This is a genomic window from Oceanobacillus kapialis, assembly GCF_044790185.1.
In the GTDB taxonomy this organism is placed as follows: domain Bacteria; phylum Bacillota; class Bacilli; order Bacillales; family Amphibacillaceae; genus Oceanobacillus_B; species Oceanobacillus_B kapialis.
Genome location: NZ_CP085256.1, coordinates 3,690,765 through 3,709,269 on the forward strand (window position 1 = coordinate 3,690,765; position 18,505 = coordinate 3,709,269).

General features: G+C 40.9%; 19 protein-coding genes. 7 read left to right on the plus strand and 12 right to left on the minus strand.

Translation table 11 applies throughout. From position 1 onward, the window contains the following. Nucleotides 1–93: 93 nt before the first annotated feature. Together LG273_RS18995 and LG273_RS19000 are read right to left on the minus strand one after the other, a co-directional pair. Nucleotides 94–1,692 (minus strand): M4 family metallopeptidase, encoded by a 1,599-nt coding sequence (locus tag LG273_RS18995; protein ID WP_404456807.1) that lies wholly within the window; start codon nucleotides 1,690–1,692, stop codon nucleotides 94–96. A 33-nt stretch (nucleotides 1,693–1,725) separates the two neighbouring features. Next, the gene (locus LG273_RS19000; RefSeq protein ID WP_404456809.1) at nucleotides 1,726–2,316 is read right to left on the minus strand and encodes a TasA family protein; all 591 of its coding nucleotides are present in this window, start codon (nucleotides 2,314–2,316) and stop codon (nucleotides 1,726–1,728) included. A 645-nt stretch (nucleotides 2,317–2,961) separates the two neighbouring features. On the opposite strand from LG273_RS19000, the gene LG273_RS19005 reads away from it, so the two are divergent. Continuing rightward, nucleotides 2,962–4,143 carry an IS256 family transposase gene (locus tag LG273_RS19005; RefSeq protein WP_404454591.1) on the plus strand — a complete coding sequence of 394 codons (1,182 nt, stop codon included), beginning with the start codon at nucleotides 2,962–2,964 and terminating at the stop codon, nucleotides 4,141–4,143. Nucleotides 4,144–4,380: 237 nt separating this feature from the next. On the opposite strand, the gene LG273_RS19010 is transcribed toward LG273_RS19005, so the two are convergent. Then, nucleotides 4,381–4,725, minus strand: coding sequence for a YqzG/YhdC family protein (locus tag LG273_RS19010; protein ID WP_404456811.1), 345 nt, complete (start codon nucleotides 4,723–4,725; stop codon nucleotides 4,381–4,383). A gap of 126 nt (nucleotides 4,726–4,851) precedes the next feature. On the opposite strand from LG273_RS19010, the gene LG273_RS19015 reads away from it, so the two are divergent. The 4 genes from LG273_RS19015 to LG273_RS19030 are packed head-to-tail and all read left to right on the plus strand — an operon-like array spanning nucleotide 4,852 to nucleotide 7,638. Further along, nucleotides 4,852–5,430, plus strand: coding sequence for a histidine phosphatase family protein (locus LG273_RS19015; RefSeq protein ID WP_404456813.1), 579 nt, complete (start codon nucleotides 4,852–4,854; stop codon nucleotides 5,428–5,430). Nucleotides 5,431–5,439: 9 nt separating this feature from the next. Beyond that, nucleotides 5,440–5,958, plus strand: a complete 519-nt coding sequence (locus LG273_RS19020; RefSeq protein ID WP_404456815.1) for a GNAT family N-acetyltransferase — start codon at nucleotides 5,440–5,442, stop codon at nucleotides 5,956–5,958. A gap of 40 nt (nucleotides 5,959–5,998) precedes the next feature. Beyond that, entirely contained in the window at nucleotides 5,999–6,766 is a 768-nt protein-coding gene (locus LG273_RS19025) for a class I SAM-dependent methyltransferase (RefSeq protein ID WP_404456818.1), read from the plus strand. Nucleotides 6,767–6,798: 32 nt separating this feature from the next. Then, nucleotides 6,799–7,638: an alpha/beta fold hydrolase gene (locus LG273_RS19030; protein WP_404456820.1), complete on the plus strand. Its 840-nt coding sequence runs from the start codon at nucleotides 6,799–6,801 to the stop codon at nucleotides 7,636–7,638. Nucleotides 7,639–7,659: 21 nt separating this feature from the next. Here LG273_RS19030 and LG273_RS19035 read toward each other — a convergent pair whose 3' ends face one another. Beyond that, on the minus strand, nucleotides 7,660–8,421 hold the full coding sequence (locus tag LG273_RS19035; RefSeq protein WP_404456823.1) for an SDR family oxidoreductase: 762 nt from the start codon (nucleotides 8,419–8,421) through the stop codon (nucleotides 7,660–7,662). Between the two features lie 192 nt (nucleotides 8,422–8,613). Between LG273_RS19035 and LG273_RS19040 the strand changes: the two genes are divergently transcribed. Next, nucleotides 8,614–9,213, plus strand: a complete 600-nt coding sequence (locus tag LG273_RS19040) for a TetR/AcrR family transcriptional regulator (protein ID WP_404459604.1) — start codon at nucleotides 8,614–8,616, stop codon at nucleotides 9,211–9,213. 81 nt (nucleotides 9,214–9,294) lie between these two features. On the opposite strand, the gene LG273_RS19045 is transcribed toward LG273_RS19040, so the two are convergent. The 3 genes from LG273_RS19045 to LG273_RS19055 all read right to left on the minus strand — a co-directional run bounded on the left by LG273_RS19045 (nucleotide 9,295) and on the right by LG273_RS19055 (nucleotide 11,486). Then, nucleotides 9,295–11,010, minus strand: coding sequence for an ABC transporter ATP-binding protein (locus tag LG273_RS19045; RefSeq protein WP_404456826.1), 1,716 nt, complete (start codon nucleotides 11,008–11,010; stop codon nucleotides 9,295–9,297). A gap of 174 nt (nucleotides 11,011–11,184) precedes the next feature. Then, on the minus strand, nucleotides 11,185–11,316 hold the full coding sequence (locus tag LG273_RS19050) for a hypothetical protein (protein ID WP_404456828.1): 132 nt from the start codon (nucleotides 11,314–11,316) through the stop codon (nucleotides 11,185–11,187). Beyond that, nucleotides 11,280–11,486: a hypothetical protein gene (locus tag LG273_RS19055; protein WP_404456831.1), complete on the minus strand. Its 207-nt coding sequence runs from the start codon at nucleotides 11,484–11,486 to the stop codon at nucleotides 11,280–11,282. The genes LG273_RS19050 and LG273_RS19055 overlap by 37 nt, the downstream gene beginning before the upstream one ends. A gap of 63 nt (nucleotides 11,487–11,549) precedes the next feature. Here LG273_RS19055 and LG273_RS19060 point away from each other — a divergent pair, with 63 nt between their 5' ends. Further along, nucleotides 11,550–11,936 (plus strand): DoxX family protein, encoded by a 387-nt coding sequence (locus LG273_RS19060; RefSeq protein ID WP_379559999.1) that lies wholly within the window; start codon nucleotides 11,550–11,552, stop codon nucleotides 11,934–11,936. A gap of 325 nt (nucleotides 11,937–12,261) precedes the next feature. On the opposite strand, the gene LG273_RS19065 is transcribed toward LG273_RS19060, so the two are convergent. The 5 genes from LG273_RS19065 to walK all read right to left on the minus strand — a co-directional run bounded on the left by LG273_RS19065 (nucleotide 12,262) and on the right by walK (nucleotide 18,501). Then, entirely contained in the window at nucleotides 12,262–13,476 is a 1,215-nt protein-coding gene (locus LG273_RS19065) for a S1C family serine protease (RefSeq protein WP_404456834.1), read from the minus strand. Between the two features lie 175 nt (nucleotides 13,477–13,651). Further along, nucleotides 13,652–14,437, minus strand: a complete 786-nt coding sequence (locus LG273_RS19070) for an MBL fold metallo-hydrolase (RefSeq protein ID WP_404456837.1) — start codon at nucleotides 14,435–14,437, stop codon at nucleotides 13,652–13,654. Beyond that, entirely contained in the window at nucleotides 14,434–15,384 is a 951-nt protein-coding gene (locus LG273_RS19075) for a two-component system regulatory protein YycI (protein WP_404456840.1), read from the minus strand. Before LG273_RS19075 ends, LG273_RS19070 begins: the two co-directional genes overlap by 4 nt. Next, the gene (locus LG273_RS19080) at nucleotides 15,365–16,672 is read right to left on the minus strand and encodes a YycH family regulatory protein (RefSeq protein ID WP_404456843.1); all 1,308 of its coding nucleotides are present in this window, start codon (nucleotides 16,670–16,672) and stop codon (nucleotides 15,365–15,367) included. Before LG273_RS19080 ends, LG273_RS19075 begins: the two co-directional genes overlap by 20 nt. Beyond that, entirely contained in the window at nucleotides 16,669–18,501 is a 1,833-nt protein-coding gene (gene walK / locus LG273_RS19085) for a cell wall metabolism sensor histidine kinase WalK (protein ID WP_404456845.1), read from the minus strand. Before walK ends, LG273_RS19080 begins: the two co-directional genes overlap by 4 nt. Between the last annotated feature and the right edge of the window lie 4 nt (nucleotides 18,502–18,505).

Sequence of the window (18,505 nt, forward strand, 5' to 3'; positions counted from 1 at the left end):
ATTCCACCATTTTACCACTATCTTATCTCTCCTTTCCTGTTCCTTTTATATATTCGACATTTTTAATAGAATACCTTTATATCTGATAGCGATTTATTCATAAACGCCCACTGCATCATAAGCCTGTTCAACTGCTGCCACTGCATCTGAATTGCTTCCATAAAGATCACCGGCTGCCTGTATCGCTGCTTCACGCATCATGCTGAAGTCAGAGCTACGTGTTAAATAGAGCGTTAAGGCCCGGTAATAGATTTGCTCCGTTTTTTCCCTGCCAACGCCATTGACTGTTACATCAAAGTGCTCTCCGCCCTCGGAAACGAGATAAGCCGCTTTATTATTAATACTTGAGTTAATATGAACCCCTCCATTATCAAGGGTCCCCGTGTATCTTCTGCTCCAATGGTCAGGGTAAGGTGCTTGGGTTCTCCGTTCAATGAGGTCTGTCGGATCCTCCATCGAACGCAAGCCAATCGTGCCATCTGCCATGATTGCCTCGCCAATCAGCCAATCATCCCTGTCCACCATAACACCGAAAATATCCGCAAATGACTCATTTAGGGCACCAGATTCATTTCGATAAATTAAGTTTGCTGTATGCTGAATAACGCCGTGTGTCATTTCATGTGCAGCTACATCAAGGCCTGCAGCAAGTGGGTGGAACCTGATGCCATCTCCATCCCCATAAGACATCTGCCTGCCATTCCATGAAGCATTATTCCAGTTATCCCCGACATGGACAGCGGAAATGAGGATTTGTCCGTTATCATCAACAGAATTTCTTCCAAAGGTATCCTGATAATAATCATACGTGATCTGTGCATTGGCGTGAGCGTCGACTGCTGAGCCGTCCGTAAACATTTTATTAATACTAACCACATCCAGGTTCGTTCCTGTCGTATTATCAAAGGTGACTACACCATCACCTCTTGTCTCATCAAACAAGCGAAACATCCCATCAAATGCTTGGGCCTCGAATCTTTTCCGCTCGCCGAAAACCCCTGTACCAAACGCTGTCACATCATTTGTGGCATTGTAAGAGTCAATAATTTTTCCATTTGTTGCATCAATAAAATAATGCCAAAATCCCACTGCTGGCTGGGTCGTCGATGCTGTTACAAGGTACGTATAATAATAATCCCCTTCATATTCATAGATATATGGAGCTGCTTCAATCGGTCCGTCGTAATCTTCAACCTTACCAATCTTTTTTTCAATTTCTGCTTTGGCTAGCGTGATTGCATCAGCTTCCGAAACGCTCGCTTGCATGTCTATCTTTTTCGATTCGAGTTCAGGAATCACCTGGCCAAAATATGCTGTCACATCCTTCTTTTCATCTAGCTTTACGGTTTGATCTGCACCATATATCGGAATTCCTTTATACGTTTGCTGGACCTTCAAATGGGTCGTCTCTGTTTGCTTATCAGGGGTTTCTTTTATAATTTCAAAATCCATATAGGTGTTATGTTGCAGCTTGAAGTCCCCTTTGTTTTGCGAAAAATAAGCTCGGACAATTTCTTCGTTCGTGAGCCCAGCTGGCGCATTCCATCTTTCTACGACATAAGACGGCGTATTGTACGTATCATTTATCTGTATTTTAGCCTCCTCTGCAGATGCTGTTGTAGTCTGGGCAACAATCCCCAATGATAGCGACAGTGCTAGCGTCGAAAACGTTATTTTTTGACGTAGTTTCATTCAATTCATCCTTTCCCTTGTTTAGTTGGTTGCTTATTTTTCCTCTCCGGCGCCTTGTGTTGCGTTAAAGGTCCATTCCAGTGAGAGCCCGTCTCCTTGGTACATGTTCTGGTCCGCTCCATTATCAACAAACTCAAACTCTACCCAGAAATCATGCGCCTCCTCTGCATCCAGTCCACCTTTTTGCTCCCATAGCGGATCCCAAATATCCCGCTTTACCACATCTGGATCCATCTGCTGGAGATCATAAAGCGTCGTTTCAAACACTGGCTCACTTTCCTGGTTCCAGTTCCAAAGAAAGTTAACCTTTATGTGCTTGCCATAATCCTCTGTGTTGTCAGCCTGCGCATCAGTTACAGAATAGGCCGTTTCGAGAAAGACATTTTCAATCTTCAGGCTCCCTTCATTCGCTAACGAAAACTCTCGCATCGCCTTATCCCCAGGTTTCAAATTCTCCAATTCTATTAATGTTGGTTCATTCATCGATACATCTAGTGTCCCTGCAGCAAAAGAGCCACTTGCCTCCTCCTGATCACTAAAATAGGCAAAGGTTCCACCACTGATAAGCGCTACCCCCAATACACTTGATACTAATGCCAACCCCAATTGCTTTTTCAATTTCATATCCCTTCCTCCTTCTATTAGTTTGCCTGTGCTATATCTATGGATGGCTCACCCTCCGCTTTTCACCTCCACTTTCAGTTGTCTCGCTGATTGTCAGTTAAATTTGTAACTCTATTATAGAGAGCCAACTCTACTAGATGTGTCGAAGCCTGTTGGGGGAATTGACGATTTCCAAAAATAAACAGGAAGTACTAGAAGGTGCTTATACGCTTGTAGGCACTTAGGATGGTGGATTTTTACAAAGAGGCGATGATAGACTCTATTATTCATACAGAGGATTCATATAAAAGCGATTACTAGATTAATAGATTTGAAAAATAATGAAATAGACCCAAAGACAAATTTCGCGCGGAGATTTTTTTAGGGGTAGGGGTGGGAAATGGTTGAAATGCGTGCTGTAATGACTAGATGTGGTGCTTGTAGCAGGGAGTGTTTGTGGCTTTGGGCTTATGGGAGAGGGGGGAGGGGGTTGCTTTGGGAGGAGGGAGCTTGTATTGGTGCGCTTCTTTGGAGGGGGGCGGCGCGTGTTTTATGGTTTGGGTTACGTCTATATAATTGTGTAAAAAGGAACATAAAAAAAGGTCATATTAATTCCTTATGATACAATGTTTTCAACCACGATAAACAATGTAGGAGGAATTAATAATGACCCAGTTACAGTTTAACCTAGATTTTGAGAAAATAAAAGATGAGGTAATGCAATCCGATTTAAACGACGTCGTTAAATCTTCCATCGTTATTCTTTTTAATCAGTATATGGAGATGGAAAGAGACAATTATATGGCAAATAGTACATATGAGCGAAACGATGATCGGCATGATTACAGAAACGGTTACTATGAGAGAGACCTCACTCTCAGTGTAGGAAAGGTGAATTTAAAGGTTCCACGTACGCGTAGCGGTGATTTCTCAACGGATCTATTTGAGAAGTACAAACGTTGTGATAAAGCCTTTTTGCTTTCGATGTTAGAGATGGTTGTCAACGGTGTCTCTACTCGTAAGGTGACAAAAGTGGTGGAACAGCTCTGCGGAGAAAAAGTTTCTAAATCTATGGTTTCTGAATTGACGAAAAAACTGGACCCGATTGTTCAAGAATGGTCTGAAAGACCACTAAACCAACAGTATTACAACTATGTTTATGTCGATGCGATGTACATTAAAGTCCGGGAATATCACAAAGTAGTATCCAAGGCTGTTTATATCGCTTTGGGTGTTAATAGCCAAGATAAGAGGGAAATCCTAGGGTTCAAGATAACTAGTTCTGAATCTAAAGAGGGGTGGAGTGACTTCTTTGAAACATTAAAAGCTAGAGGGCTTCAATCTCCAAAAATAGTTATATCAGATGCTCACGAAGGTTTAAAAGCAGCGATAAAGGAAAACTTCCTCAACACAAGCTGGCAACGATGTACGGTTCACTTTTTAAGGAATATTATCAAGAACTTTCCGAAGAAGGGATCCAAAGAAGCGAGAGAACATTTAAAAGAAATATTTAAAGCATCGAACCTAACAATCTCCAGGATGTTAAAAAAAGAATTTATGGAGAAATATGAAAGTGAAGCGAAGTACAAAAAAGCTATTGAAACGTTAGATGCGGGCTATGAGGATGCCATACAGTTTTATTCAGAGGATAGAGATGCTCATGTCCATGTTCGAACGTCGAATGTATTAGAGCGACTGAATTCCGAAGTTAGAAGAAGAGAAAGCGTGATAAGAGTCTTCCCTAATGTCAACTCGGCATTTCGACTGATCGGTGCCGTCCTAATGGATTGTGAAGAATCTATGGATATCGGGGGCAAAAAGTTCTTTTATCGTAGTAAAAATAGATAGTACAAGGAAATGTATGCCGAAAAATTTTATTTGGTAGGGAGGGGTACCCCTCCCTACCAAATAAAATTCAATATAATAAAACCATAGTTGATAACTTGTATCTATAAATTACACAATACTATGGACTTGACTATGGTTGGTTTGGTGCTCTACTTTGGGTTTGGGGCGGGGTGGCGCCACTTTTAGAGGTTAATACGCCTCTTTCCCATCCATCCTGAAGCGCACCGCTTTTCCCTTCTATCGATCTGTTTCTTTAAATGTAATCGATGCAACTTCTTCTGTTTTGGGGTCAAATTCAATATTTACAAATACACCAAATTCCTTATTGTCCTGTTTAAGCCATAACTTAAAGATTTCTACCTTTTTATTGCCTTTTTTCTTACTGCCTTCGTGAAGATAATCAATAATATCAGCTTGGGGGTATTTTGCTTTGGTTTCTTTCATCGCAAGCTTTCCCCATTTTGCATAATCTGGAGTTTGTACTTCTGAAGGATTGAGCTCTTCTGCATTGGCGATAGGTGGCAAAACTATACCAGTAAAAGTAATCAGGCTTAGACTAATTGCCATAACGTAGTTTTTCATTATCGTACACATCCTTTTAGCTGTAGGTTGTGAAATTAGTACGAATTTATTCATCTAATTGCCCGCAGACACTACGAAATCTGTTATTATTTTTATAACATTCTTAATTAAATAGGGGGATATGTCATGACAACGATTTGTCTTATTAGGCATGGAGAAACGGACTGGAACTTAAAAGGGCAATTACAGGGGAGTACAGATATTCCACTAAACGACACAGGAGTGCGCCAGGCGGAAGAAAGTGCTGCCTATCTGAACGCAGAAGACTATGATGTGCTTATCGCAAGTCCTATGAAGCGAGCAAAACGTACTGCAGAGATTATCAATTCTTCTCTAAACCTTCCGTTTGAGGAAATGGAGGATTTTGCTGAACGTTCTTTTGGTGATGCAGAAGGTCTGACTATGGAGGAACGAACTTCCCAATATCCTGATAAACAATATCCAAACCAAGAAGAGCCAGAGGACTTCATTAAACGCGTAATGAATGGCGTTGATAAAGTGATTGAAAAATATCCGGACAAGCGAGTGCTGTTAGTGGCGCATGGTGCGGTGATTAATGCAATTCTTACCACGGTCTCTGGTGGAGAAATCGGTGCTGGAAAAACTAGATTAATGAATGCTTGTATTAGTAATATCCATTATAAGCAGGAGAAATGGAAAGTAGTGGATTACAATCAAGTTGGTCATTTAAGTGATGGTGCATAAGCAAAGGATTTGCACCATCTAGCTGTTCGTGCTGCCATAGAATTCCAAAAGGGTGATAACATGCTTACATTTGAGGAAATAAATTTAACAAAGCATCGTGATATAGTTATTGCTTTTCGTAAAGACTCTTTCAACGTTAGTTTTGGTGACATTTCAGGCTTTGGAGACGAAGGAGAGTACGTACGCTGGTTAGAAGAAAAGAAGCGAGCATACCCCAAAGGATTTATGTTAGTTATGGAGGATGGAGAATATATAGGACAGCTCGAATTATCTTGTAAAGATTATGAAGGAATGCATATTGGCTACATCCATTTATTTTATCTCCGACCAGAAAAACGTGGAGAGGGCAGGGGCCTTGAATTATACCATTATGCAAAACAATTTTTTCTACAAAAGGGCATAAAGAATTACCAACTTCGGGTTTCACCATCCAACACAGCTGCGATAAAGTTTTACCAGAAAATTGGTATGGAACCGATAAAAACAGAGTTGGACGGGAAAGTAGTTAGGATGAGTGGGACGCTGTGAGGTTAAACAAGATATTTTTAAAAAATTAGGAGAACCACCAATGACAACAGATAATTTAGAAGAATATCAAAATCCCCTCCAATACGATAAGGAACACGTTCATTATCATGAGGATATTACGTATTTAACAAACTGGGCGAAAAAATCTAAAGGCCCAATTATTGATCTAGCTTGCGGAACCGGGAGGGCAAGCCTTCCACTAGCAAGAACTGGCCGTAGATTGCTTGGTGTGGATTTACATAGCGGCATGCTGGAGAGAGCAAAAGAAAAGGCATTAGCTGAGAATCTTGATATATCTTTTCTTGAGCAGGATTGCACCATGCTTGACCTCGGCGTGAAAAGCGACTTTATATTTATGGTCGGAAATTCTTTTCAACATTTTCTAACGAATGAAGCTCAGGATAATCTATTGAATGCAGTTCAGCGCCATCTTGTTCCCGGTGGTCAGTTTCTTTTTAATACTCGTTTTCCAAGCGAAGATGAATTACTCTCTACAAATAGTGAAGAGCCAGGGTTTACGTATAAAGATGGAAGCCTTTCTGTTCACGTTTCTTATATCAGTCAATATGATGCTCTCAGCCAAGTCCAACATAATATTACAATCAGAAAATATTTTAGTGACGCAGGCGATTTAGTAGAGGAAAAACGCTCTACCATTGATCTACGCTTTGTCTTTCCTTTGGAAATGGAAAGGCTTTTGGAAAAGCATGGTTTAACTATAGAAGGGGTTTACCAGGATTGGAAGGAAACGCCTTTAACAGCAAATGCTTCAAGCATGATCTATCTATGTAAGTTATCTTGTTCTTAAGCAGTTTCTTTTTTGAAAAAGGGGGCAATTTTATGTGGCAAAAAGAATTCATTCACACCAACCGCGGTACTTTTGAATGCTTTGTAAAAGGGAATGGCGAGCCCATTTGTATTACCCATTTATACAGCCAGTTTAATGAAAAAGGTTACTATTTTGCAGATCCCTTCACGGAGCACTTTCAAGTATATTTGGCTAATCTGAAAAACGCTGGGAATTCTAGCAAAGCTACTTCTTCTGAAGAATGGAGCATGCTGGAAAGTGTAAAGGATTTAGAAGCCATCCGAGAAAAGCTTAATTTTGAAAAGTGGGCTTTCGGTGGCCATTCCACCGGCGGCATGATGGCCTTAGTGTACGCCATTCATTTTCCAAATTCCTTAACAAAAGTAATCGCAGGGGGAGCTGCCGCATCGTATGAATATATGAACCATAAAGACAGTATTTATTGTCGTAAAAATCCCCATAATCAACGGTTGAAAGAAATTTTGTCCATTCTTAAAACCTCTCAAGATAAGCAAGAGCGTAAAGCTGTATCCAGAGAGTGGTCGGAAATGTCGCTCTACAGGCCGGAGAATTTTGATTATTACTTTTCAACACCCAGCAGTGGAAGTGTGGTGAAAGAACGTCTGGACTATTACTCTTATGAAGAGCTACCAGAATATGACGTAAGAGACGCGTTAAGGTTTGTTTCTACTCCTTTCATGGTTTATTGCGGAGAACATGATGCCCAGTGCCCTTTTGTCTTTTCCGAGGAAATTCATCAGCTATTACAACAATCTACGCTTATACGTTTTCCTGAGAGCAATCATTCTCCATTTCTTGAGGAGGCAAGAGCTTTTTCTGGAATGGTGGAGGGATTTAAAAATCTCCGCTAAGTGTTTAGCGGAGATTCCCTATTAGAAAGCAGCAGTCCATCCTGCATCTGCAGTTATCACGGTTCCATTTACAAAACTTGCTTCATCTGATGCTAGGAACAAAGCGACATTTGCGATTTCTTCTGATTTCCCAGCACGTGGCATAACAGCTTGGGTTTTCCCTGCTCTTCCTGCACCAAATTCATTTAGATTCTGCATGCTTGCTGCTATATTTGTTGCGACACCACCTGGAGCGATGGCGTTACAGCGAATGCCTTTTTCTGCGTACATATAACCGGTGTTTTTCGTAAACCCAATTACAGCATGTTTAGAAGCTGTGTATGTCGCACCAGCATGAGCTCCATTTAACCCGCCAGTCGATGCAGTATTAATAATAACGCCTTTTCCCTTTTCAAGGAAAATCGGTAACGCCTTACGTGTTGCACGCATAACAGCAGTCGTATTAATGGCAAAAACCCGCTCCCATTTGTCATCCTCAATATCCCCTGCTGGCTCCATACTGTCCATGATTCCCGCGTTATTAACGAGAATGTCTAGTGTACCAAATTCTTGAACGGTTGAATCAATTAATTGATCAATCTCTTCTCTATCTGCCACATTTGTTCTTATAGCCTTGGCGGAGCCGCCTTTTGCATTTATTTCCTCAGCTACTGACTCGGCGCCTTCTAAGTTAATGTCTGATACGACTACTTTTGCTCCCTCTTCCGCATAGCGGAGAGCAATTGCCTGTCCCATCCCAGAAGCTGCACCAGTTACAATCGCTACTTTTCCTTCTAGTCTCATTTCTATCTCCCCTTAATTTAAAATATAAATCTTGGAAAATGCTTCATAAGATACATTTGAATACGCTAAGTATAATGTACTATACTTAAGGTAGCAATAAGCAAAAGACCACTGAAATGTTGATAAATCAACAATTATAAAGGTTTTGTTCAATCGAATTACGAAAATGAACAGAAGGGTGGTAAAGTGTATATGGTCCAACATGATCGGCGAATCGATAAAACGCAAAGAGCTTTAAAGGCTGCTTTAATAAAGTTAATGGAAGAAAAAGACATCCGTCAAATTACGGTAACGGAAATTGTAAAAGAAGCAGATGTTAATCGAGGTACTTTTTATAAGCATTACGAGGTGAAGGAAGATTTACTGGAAGCGACCATCCAGGACGTGATAGAGAGCCTTATACAAGCATATCGTTATCCTTATTTAAGTAAGGAGGCGTTTACCATGGAAGATCTTTCTGCCTCAAAAATAAAGCTCTTTGAACACGTCGCTACATATTCGGATTTTTATCGAGTGATTATGCTTCACCCAGAGGTCCTTCCTGGTTTTCAAAATAGATTGTGTGATGTATTAAAAAAGCTATCTCTACAAGACTTAGCATTTCTTCAAAAAACGCATAACGTAGATGTAGATTTACAAGCAAGTTACCAATCGCATGCTTTATTTGGCATGATCTTTGAGTGGGTAAAAGGCGGATTTAAGTATACACCAGAACATATGGCAGAACAGTTAATGGAGATTCTATCTAACCAACCTTTTTCCTCTGGCTATCAAACGATACTAAATAAGTGAGACACATGTGAATGTTTCATGTGAAACAAGTGATTTAACGCCAAAAGGCGCCTAAGCTGGTGAGCTTAGGCGCCTTTCCTCTTACCTCATCTGCACTTTATGCAAATGAGCAAATATACCATCGCGTTTTAATAAATCCTCATGACTTCCTTCTTCTTCAATTCCTTCTTTTGTTACCACCATAATCCGATCAGCATTTTTAATGGTTGCCAGTCTATGCGCAATGATCAATGTCGTACGATCCTTGGCAAGCTCTGTTAATGCTTTTTGGATAATGGTTTCCGTTTCTGTATCCAAGGCTGAAGTTGCTTCATCAAGAATAAGGATTGGCGGGTTCTTGAGGAACATGCGCGCGATCGCAATCCGCTGCTTTTGCCCACCTGATAATTTTAATCCGCGTTCTCCTACTTGTGTTTCATAGCCATCAGGCAGCTCCTTAATGAATTCCTCCATATGTGCCTGACGCGCAGCTTGCTCGATTTCTTCATTTGATGCATCAAGCTTTCCATAGGCAATGTTTTCTCTCAATGTTCCCGTAAAGAGGAAAACATCCTGCTGCACAATCCCGATTTGCGCACGTAGGGATTCCTTCGTCATATCGCGAATGTCCAGCCCATCAATACTGATTCCACCTTGGTCCACATCGTAAAATCGTGGGATGAGGGAACAGATAGTCGTTTTACCGGCACCTGATGGCCCAACAAAAGCAATGGTTTCTCCAGCATTAATCGAAAAACTTAAATCATTTAGTACAGGACGCTGGGTTTTTTCATAAGCGAAGGTGACCTTATTAAATGCGATGTTGCCTTTTAAGGTTTCCACTTTTTTCGCATCTGCTTTATCCTCTACATCTGGTTCCATATCCATTAAATCCATAAATCGTTTAAAGCCGGCCATTCCTTTAGGGTAAAGCTCCAGCAATGCCGTAATTTTTTGAATTGGATTAAAGAGCACATTTACAAATAAAACAAAGCTGACAAGCTCTCCGTACTGCAGTTCATTTTGATAAGTTAGCCATGCACCAACTACAAGCACAAGCAATGTAATGAGGCGCATCATCATATAAATGTTGGAGTGCACAAATGCCATTACTTTGTATGCACCTATTTTAGCAATACGGAAGTTGTTATTATCCTTAGAGAAACGCTCCATTTCAAACTTTTCATTCGTGAAAGATTGTACTACGCGTACCCCAGACACAGCATCTTCTACCCGTGCATTTACACCAGCAATTTCCTCATACATTCGCTTCCATGCCTTATTCATTTTTATATTACTGAACGTAATCAAGAAAATAAGAATCGGAACAGCAATTAAAATGATGAGCGCTAGCTTCACATTAATCGTGAACATAATGAGAAAGGCACCAATGAACGTCATGATCGAAATAAAGAAATCCTCTGGCCCATGATGGGCAAGCTCGCCAATGTCGAATAGGTCATTGGTTATTCGACTCATAATATGTCCTGTCTTCGTATTGTCAAAAAAGCGGAATGATTGCCGTTGAACATGGTGGAACAGATCATGGCGCATATCTGTTTCAATATTAATTCCGAGCTTATGTCCTAAGTAAACCACCACAAATTGCATGAGCGTACTTATGATATATACCAATAAAAGCAAAATACTTACGGTCACAATTAAATTCCAATCTCCACCCGGCAATAGGTCATCAATAAATCGTTGCACAGCTACCGGGAAGGCAAGTTCCAGGATGGCAACGAAAAAGGCAGAGGTGAAATCAATTATAAATAACCGACGATGCGGTTTATAGTAGGAGAAAAAACGTCTTAACATTGCTTCACTTCCTTTTTCACAGTCTAAAGGAAATTATAAGGTTAATTCAGGGGCTTGGCAAGGATAGATCACAAGGGTGAGCGCCCTTTTTGGAAGGAAGGACGCCTAGATTTGCTAGGCGGGCAGTCAAGTAGGTGTGGAAATGTGGTTACTCGTTTTGGATAAACAGTTTCATTAACGATATTTGTTTTTAATCAACCAGGTGAGCTGTTCTATCGACCGGGGGTGCTTCCTATCAACCAGGTGGGCTGTTCTATCGACCACGGGCTCTATCCTATCGACCATGAACGCTTTCCTATCAACCATGAGTGCCTCCCTATCAACCACGAGCGCTCTCCTATCAACCACGACCGCTCTCCTATCAACCACGACCGCTCTCCTATCAACCACGACCGCTCTCCTATCAACCACGACCGCTCTCCTATCAACCACCACACCCACCCAATCAACCACACTTTCCATAAAATCCTTAGCAAGGTTGTCCATCTGCTCGCATATAGTTACATATAGGAATGTTTGAAAACTGGAGGTGATTTAATGTGAAGGTTAAATTGTCCATGCAGACATATACATGGATCTGCTATGCAATTGGTTTTGTCTTTATTGTTTCTGGGATTATGAAGCTGATGGTTAGTGATTTCAGAGGAATGTTTGCTAGCATGGGGCTCCCTTTTCCGGAAGCGACTTTATTTCTTGTGGCAATTGTGGAGCTTGGTTGTGGTATTTTAATTGCTGGCAGGCTTTATATTCGTCTTGCTGTGCCACCGTTATTGCTCATTATGTTTGGCGCGTTGTACTTCTCTAAACTTCCTATTTTATTTAACAAAGGAATTTTATCCTTTGCCTTTGAAGCAAGACTAGATATTGTGATGCTCATTCTTTTACTGTTAGTTTGGCAGCATGTTCGGGGGAAAATAGTCGTTTAAGAAAGTTATAAACAGCCTTACACATCATTTCTGTTGAAAAGTGGTGGATAACTAGCCCTTTTTATGTGGAAAACATCAACTTATCCACAAACTTATACACATATGCACAAGTGTTCGTAGTTATTTTGTTGCCGAACAGTTTTTCTATACTATATATAGATTTCCTTCAAAAAATTATCCACGGACTGTGCATAACTTTTAATTTCTGTGGATAATAGGAGGCTGGAACCATAAAAGCTATCCTTTCTTTTAAAAGGATAGCTTTTCTTTCTAGAAAAAAGTTTTAAACAGCCACGTTCAGTTCAACTGCCCTGTCCGCTTTTTTCTACTCCTGCGTTCCTAGCGTTAAAGTCGTTTCATTTCTTTCGCCTTCTCGGTAGTAGGTGACCGTGACTTCCTCGCCAATTTCTTTTTCCTGATACAGAATTTTACGAAGCTCGATCATATTATTTACTGCGGTTCCGTCTAATTCTGTAATGACATCTAATCGTTTTAAGCCTGCTTGATCTGCTGGGGATAACGGCTCTACGCTCCATACATAGACGCCACCCTCTACCTCATTAGGCAAATTGAGTGTATCTCTCCATTCGGCTTGTGGTACTTCGTCTAAGGAATAAATCTCTACTCCTAAGTAAGGTCTGGTTACTTCACCTGTTGTTTCCAGTTCTTCGACAATTGGAAGAGCCGAGTCAATTGGGATAGCAAAGCCAATTCCTTCAACTGCTGCTTGGTTAATTTTCATGGAATTAATTCCAATTAGCTGCCCATTAATATTAATTAACGCTCCGCCACTGTTACCTGGATTAATTGCTGCATCTGTTTGGATAACCTCTGCTTGCCAATCAGCGCGTCCATCCTGGTCAAAATCCTGTGGAATGGTCCGCTCTGTTCCGCTAATAACTCCCTGTGTTACAGAGCTTGAAAACATCAGGCCAAGCGGATTTCCAATGGCAATAGCAGGCTCTCCAACCTTTACACTTTCGGAGGATCCCAGTTCAATCGTCTGTTCCACTTGTTCTCCGCTCATTCTTAATACGGCTAAGTCAGAGAATACATCACTGCCGACTATTTCTGCTTCGATATGTGTCTCATCAGCTAAAACAACTTCGACGCTATCAGCGCCTTCAATAACATGATGGTTGGTCACAACATAGGCTGTTCCGCCTTCGTTTTTATAAATAACACCTGATCCTTCTCCAGCCTGATTTGACTCCTGTTGTTGCCAGAAATCACCTTGCTGCTGAATATTAATCACACCAACTACTGCAGGTGTCACCTGCTCGACTATTTCTGTAATTTGAGTAGAGACATCTACATTTACCGTGTTATTCGTTCCTTGTGTTCCCTCATTTATACTAGCGCCTTCTTGTTGACCTTGTTCTGCAGAATTGCCTGGTAGCACATTGTTCTCCTGTAATGCCGGCAAGGCGACAACCACGAGAAGGATACCAATGATAATCCCAAGTAACACCGGGACAAGCCAACCTTTATTTTTCCGGCGATGAGGGTTTGGTGGGTAATTCTGATCATAATAGCCCATTGAGATATCCCCTTTTATCCGAAAGTCTAATCATTCTAGTATAGTATTCCTTAATGGCAAATATAATAAACAAGAAATTATTTATTCCATATGTAACTTGCAGCCCCAAACTCAAAAGGATATGGGGCTGTCAGCAAATATCTAACTATAATGAGAGTGGTGGGAAATACCTTCCTTACCCTACATCATATAAAGGGGTTGGCATTTTCGGATCAGTATCATGCAAATCAAGGTTTATGCCTCTTTCCTGTAGGACACTATCGACTGACATGCGGGCAAGGTCCTTCATATTGTTGTCGAGACTAAGATGCGCCAAATAGATGCGCTTTGTGCGGTTGCTTATAATATCGGTCAGGGCAAGACCACAATCTTCATTGGAAACATGGCCGGAATCGCCGAGTATCCGCCTTTTTACATTCCAAGGGTAGCGCCCCATCCGCAGCATGCCAACATCGTGATTTGCTTCAAAAATATAAGCATCAGCATCTTCTACGGTTTTCTTTATTCGCTCTGAAACATAACCAAGGTCTGTGACGAGCGCCACTTTCTTGCCTTCATGATGGAACGTATAAAACATCGGCTCTGCAGCATCGTGCGACACACCAAAGGATTCTATATCTAGATCCTGAAAGGTCTTTACTTCTTCCATGTTAAAGGTAAACTTCTGGTCTAACGTAATCTTCCCAATGCTATGCTCCATAGCATTCCATGTCTTTTCATTTGCATAGATTGGCAGGTTATATTTTCTTGCCATAATGCCGAGCCCTTTAATATGATCACTGTGCTCATGTGTAACAAGAATGCCAGTCAGATTAGCTGGATCAATATTAATTTGATCAAAAAGAAGATCCATCTGTTTGCCACTTAACCCTGCATCAACTAGTAATCTTTCTTTATTTGATTCTATATAAAACGCATTTCCTGTGCTTCCAGATGCAAGCACACTGAAACGTAGTGTCATGGTAGTTCACTCCGATTTGTATCTGTTTGTGTCAAGCTTCTTAGCTTGTTAACCATATCATCTTTCCAATCAAGGTCTTGAGTAAGCATCTGTACTTCGCTTAGATTTTTAACGATGACATCCCTAGTAAAATCCTCATCTGTATTGGAGAATACTTGTCCCTCAATTGCATTTACAAAGTAATCACGGGTTTCTCTATCTCCGGCATCACCGTTTACCGTTACCTTATAGGTAGGTGCAAAAACCTGCTTTCCACTTGAAAGAGTTGGAATCCATGTATGGTAACCGAATTGGACATTGTCTACATGGTCCTGGGAATATAATTCGTTATTATCATACAACGTCTCAATTGCCCGAAGTGGTGGAATTAAAGTTCGTCCCTCATGTTTATTCGCTTCCCCAAGGATCGATTGTGTATAATACTCCACCTCATTGTCTTCATTTAGAAAAACAAGCAAAAGGCCCAATTGATTGTAATAGATAGGTTGGTTCTCCTTCTCCTGGAAGAAAAGGAGAGCGTTTAAGTCTTTATCCCAGTGCCAAAATTGGTAATCTCCGAACCGGTAAATATAATTTCCTATTGTGTTGCTAATTTCTTCACTACTGGCCTCTTCTGCTATGGGAATGGGCTCGTCCATATGACCAATAATAAGGTTGTTTGAATTTATTACAGCTTCCTGGTTGTCCAATCCTTCAACTGTCCCTACTTGCTCCTCTGTAAATTCAATTGGTGAAACAATAATAGATGCTTCTTTTTCTATCCCTACGTCAATGTCTCCAAGGGTGATTTCCTCACTTTCCAATTTTTCTTGAATCGTAAGGTCATTATTTCGTGAGTATTGCTCTTGGTCTGCTCTATCCTGCTTATCAATAAATTGCACTAGCAAATAAACATCAAGGATAAGAAAACAGAGGATAAACAGGGTTTTAATTTGACTCCATTGCATCCATGTTCTCCTCCTTTATCGCCCGCCAAGAGCCATTGTGCTTCATAAACCATTTGGCTTTAAGGCCGAGAAAATCGGTACTCGCATTATCATTGTACGTGAGGTCATAGCCAATGCGGATATCCTCAATATTATCTATAGAATAGCCTTCACCATCATTATTCCTTAAATAGGCAATAATTTCTTCGCCACTCGCTAGATCTTTAACCTCCGGGTCGTCAATAACAGAATTTATCCGGAACATCGGACGCTGATAGCTTAAAAGCGTTTGGTTACCGAATTCCTGTTCAATCATTGTTAGACCACTATCAAAAACCGGGTAGTCCTGATAATACATTTGATAACGAACCCTTTCTTCACGTCTATTAATTGAAAATAGCTTATAATCATTGTTCCATCCACCATGGGAGGAAATATTACTCATACTAAGATCAAGCAAATCCAGCTTCTGTGGTGGGATTCCATCATTAGAAATAGGGTTTATAAAATCTGCAACCTGTCCGTTTTGTCGTATTCTTAACTCCCTTACATAGTCTGTATAGACAGTCCCATATGGAGATAGAGACCGACTAACTACCTCTGGGTCCCGGAACAAGGAGTTAACTAACATTTGTGGGTTAATATCTACGATCGACAGCGTATAATTGTGTAAGCCATTTGGTTGACTCGGCACATAAATTTCCTCTGAGCCTTCTGCAAAAAGAATATAAGGGATTAAGCCCTCTTTATCTTCCACTGTTGTCTGAAATAACCCCAAGCTATTTGAATCGTGAATCGTTGCTCTCGCTTGGCGTTGTCGATCTACCGAATCAAAGGTCACACGTAATAAATTGTTCTCTTCTTCATAATCAAACGTCATACGGTCAAAGGACCACGTTGGTGGATTTTCGACAGACTCACTTAAATTAAACAGCCTGCCAACAATAGACATAGGTAATGCATCCGGGAAGTTTATTTCCATATCTGCATCACTTTGATCACTCAGGATTTGGGGAACCTGAAAATTACTCATCGACCACTCTTGTATTTCTCCATAAAAATTACGTTGGTTTGCGGGATTTGGGAACCCATAATGGCTCCCATTATCATGAAAGATAATCGAAGAGGGCTCGACGATGGTCTTTAACGACTCCTCTGTACCGCCAAGGTTCCCCTCCGTATAATTGCCTTCACCGGTCAACGATGCATCACCTTCTGATGGCTGATGCGTCCAAAGGCCAAATGTCAGTAGTAAACTCATCCCAATAAGCACAACCAAAACGAACGATTTGGTCGTTTCAAGTTTCATCGGTCACCCCTCCACTTCTTATTCATAAGCGGTAGTGTAAAGAAAATAGTCGTCCCTTTCCCTTCCATACTTTTCGCCCAGATTTTTCCGTGGTGTACTTCAACAAGCTCCTTGGCTATGGCTAAACCTAACCCTGTACCACCAAGCTTTCGTGTCCGTGCTTTGTCCGCTCGATAAAAACGTTCAAAAATTCTTTCCAGTTTATCATAGGCTATTCCCATTCCTTGGTCTTGAATACTGACTAGGAGGTGGTGCCGGTTGCTTTCCACCTTCAACTGAATGGTTCCACCCTCTGGTGAATACTTGATCGCATTGGAAATAATATTATCAAGCACCTGGGTCATTTTATCTTTATCAAGCCAAACTAAATATTTCCCTCGTGGCAAATCACGCTGCAACGTTATATGCTCTGGAATATTCATTTCAAAACGGTCAATGATTTGGTGGAAGTAGCTAACAAACTCTGTCCGTTCCTTCTGCAAAGGATATTCCTTGGCATCCATTTTGGACAGCTGTAAGAGGTCATTCACCATACGAATCATACGATCTGTTTCATTTTGGGCCACATCAAGGAATCTTGGTGCAATTTCTTTGTCCTTCCAAGCACCATCATTTAATGCTTCTATATAACTTCGCATCGTCGTAAGTGGTGTCCGGAGCTCATGCGATACATTGGAAACAAACTCTCTGCGTTCCTGTTCCACTTTTTCCTGCTCAGTTACATCACTAATTACAGTGATAAAACCAGTCACTTCCTCCTCGTCATCCACGACGGTAGAGAAATTTGCTCTAACGAGGAATTCTTCTTCCTCAGTACTAAAATCAATGATCATCGAGCCACTTTCCTGTAGCTCTGTAATATCTACAATTTTATCCTCCAGCTGCATGACATCAATTAGTAATTCCCCAATAATATCATCGGGGTCATGGCTAATTAACCTACCAGCAGCTTCATTCATTAACGTAATAGCACCCGTATTGTCCGTTGCAATAACCCCATCTGACATATTGGAGAGGACAGAGCTAAGCTTTCTTCGCTCCTCTTCAATCGTTGCATAGGAATGCTTAAGCCGGCTATTTAAGTCATTAAACGTTTCCGCTAGATGACCGATCTCATCTCGCCCATATACGTTTACCTTTTGGGTGAAATCTCCTCTGGCCATCAATTGAGCCTGACGACGCATTTCCATAATAGGCTTTGTAATCGTTCGTGCTACTAAAATACCGATGAAGGCGGAAACCACAATAGCCAGTATGGAACCTTTAAGAAAGATATCGTTTATGCTCTGAAGTTGGTTATAAACAGTTTCCATGTTAGCTATAATGTACAACACTCCTGCGGCCACACCTTCCTCCTTATAAAGAGGCTGCGCAATTACATATAATTGATCCTGAGTTTGTCTATCCTCCATCTCCTTTTTAATAACGGAGCTTTCGGGAGGGAGTGCCTGCTGGACACGTTCATCAAATATTTTTTTTCCAACATCGTTTTGATTCTGGATATTGTTCGTTGCGATCACTCTGCTTTGTTCGTTAATAACCTGTAGACTCATATCCCCTGAACCTACTTCTGCAACGATCCCGCGAATCTCTTCCTCAAGCGTTACTTCGTCCTCTCCATCGCCGCGTTCTCTGGCAAAAGCCTGTTCCAAATTATGGGTAAGCAAATTAACGCGTTCATTAATGGAGCTTTTATACGAGTCCACCAACTCAGTCTCCAGCTCTGTTGTAAAGAAAGAACCGATCACCTGAATAGCAACTAAAAGCAATAAAATATAAATTATAATGAACTTTATCTGAATCGAACGAAAGAAACCGACTTTATTCATTCTA